General features: G+C 46.7%; 3 protein-coding genes. All 3 read left to right on the top strand.

Going from position 1 to position 1,104, the window contains the following annotated elements; genetic code table 11:
• The coding region (locus CIK04_RS34585) for a hypothetical protein (protein ID WP_325205941.1) at positions 1-263 on the top strand (263 nt) is incomplete at its 5' end.
• Positions 257-712: a hypothetical protein gene (locus CIK04_RS34580; RefSeq protein WP_325205940.1), complete on the top strand. Its 456-nt coding sequence runs from the start codon at positions 257-259 to the stop codon at positions 710-712. The genes CIK04_RS34585 and CIK04_RS34580, both read left to right, overlap by 7 nt.
• A gap of 2 nt (positions 713-714) precedes the next feature.
• Positions 715-945 carry a hypothetical protein gene (locus CIK04_RS34575; protein ID WP_325205939.1) on the top strand — a complete coding sequence of 77 codons (231 nt, stop codon included), beginning with the start codon at positions 715-717 and terminating at the stop codon, positions 943-945.
• The last annotated feature ends 159 nt before the right edge of the window (positions 946-1,104 follow it).

The following is a 1,104-nucleotide window of genomic DNA, read 5'->3' as shown; positions in this document are numbered from 1 at the left end:
TACTGAACGAAACTGCGAAAGAAGCCTTGCTTGGTGCGGTTAATCTACCCGGTTGGTGTCCAATCACCGAAGTCGCCTCTGGTGCAACCCTTGCAGATTTCCAAGCGCAAATCGCCGACTGTCAGTTACCCGTGATGGATCCTGAAGGTGCGGTACTTTATCGCGTCAATAGCAGTGGGGAAACGCGAGTCCAAGCGTATGCCGCCAACAACGAAGTCATATCGCTACAAATGGTACGCCAAGCACGAAATATTGGATGGTAAACCAAGAAGGCACGCTTGAGTTTGGCGACGACGCTCAGAATATCTGGGATTACAAACGCGCTATCATGGATGTGGATGAAGATGGCATTCTCTCCATGGCAACGTTTGATCCAGAAACGGGTGAAATCTCACTTGGTCTCTATCAAGAAGTGGATCTCAGCCAACCATTTACCTATTGCGAAACCTCCAATAGTGACTGGGATGATGTGAACGAAGTGCCAACCACCTTCTACTCCTTTGACACCTACGCTGATGCGCTGAAAGGTTGTGTGGATGATACCGCCTATCGCGCGGCTAAATTCACCTCCACTTTCATTGGTGAACAATTGGTGATGAAAGATGAAGATGGCACACTCACGTTCTTAGCCAATAACACAGGTACGTTTGTCAGCACGGATGAAAATATCCAGTTTACTTGGACAGAACATGACGCTGAAAAGGCATCATAGCCTTGAGCTACTCCTTCGTTGACGATAACCAAGTGACGCAAAACAGTACTACCTACATGGGCTTTGCCTACAGCAATGGTATTCAGTTTAACGTCAAAGGTTTTACTGTCTCGACAGAATGGAATGGCAACACCATTGATTCTCAAGGTGAGATTTGGGATGGGCTCTTTATCCACCCTGAATCTGAGCAAGCCTTGATTGACTACGGTTTTATTGAGGCTCCAACACCGTAGTTGAACGTTGTACAGCAGATATAAACCAAGGCCAAGTTTTCACTTGGCCTTTTTATTGTCTTTTTTTGTTGTCTTTTTAGACCGCTCGAGCACTAGCCTAGAACGTAAACCGCGTCGTTTTCCACCAGCACTGGCCATGTCGTTAACTTGACCGATTCA

Source organism: Vibrio sp. 03_296 (assembly GCF_002265885.1).
The sequence above is the reverse complement of the archived record's forward strand: the minus strand, read 5'-3'. Positions and strand labels throughout refer to the sequence as shown.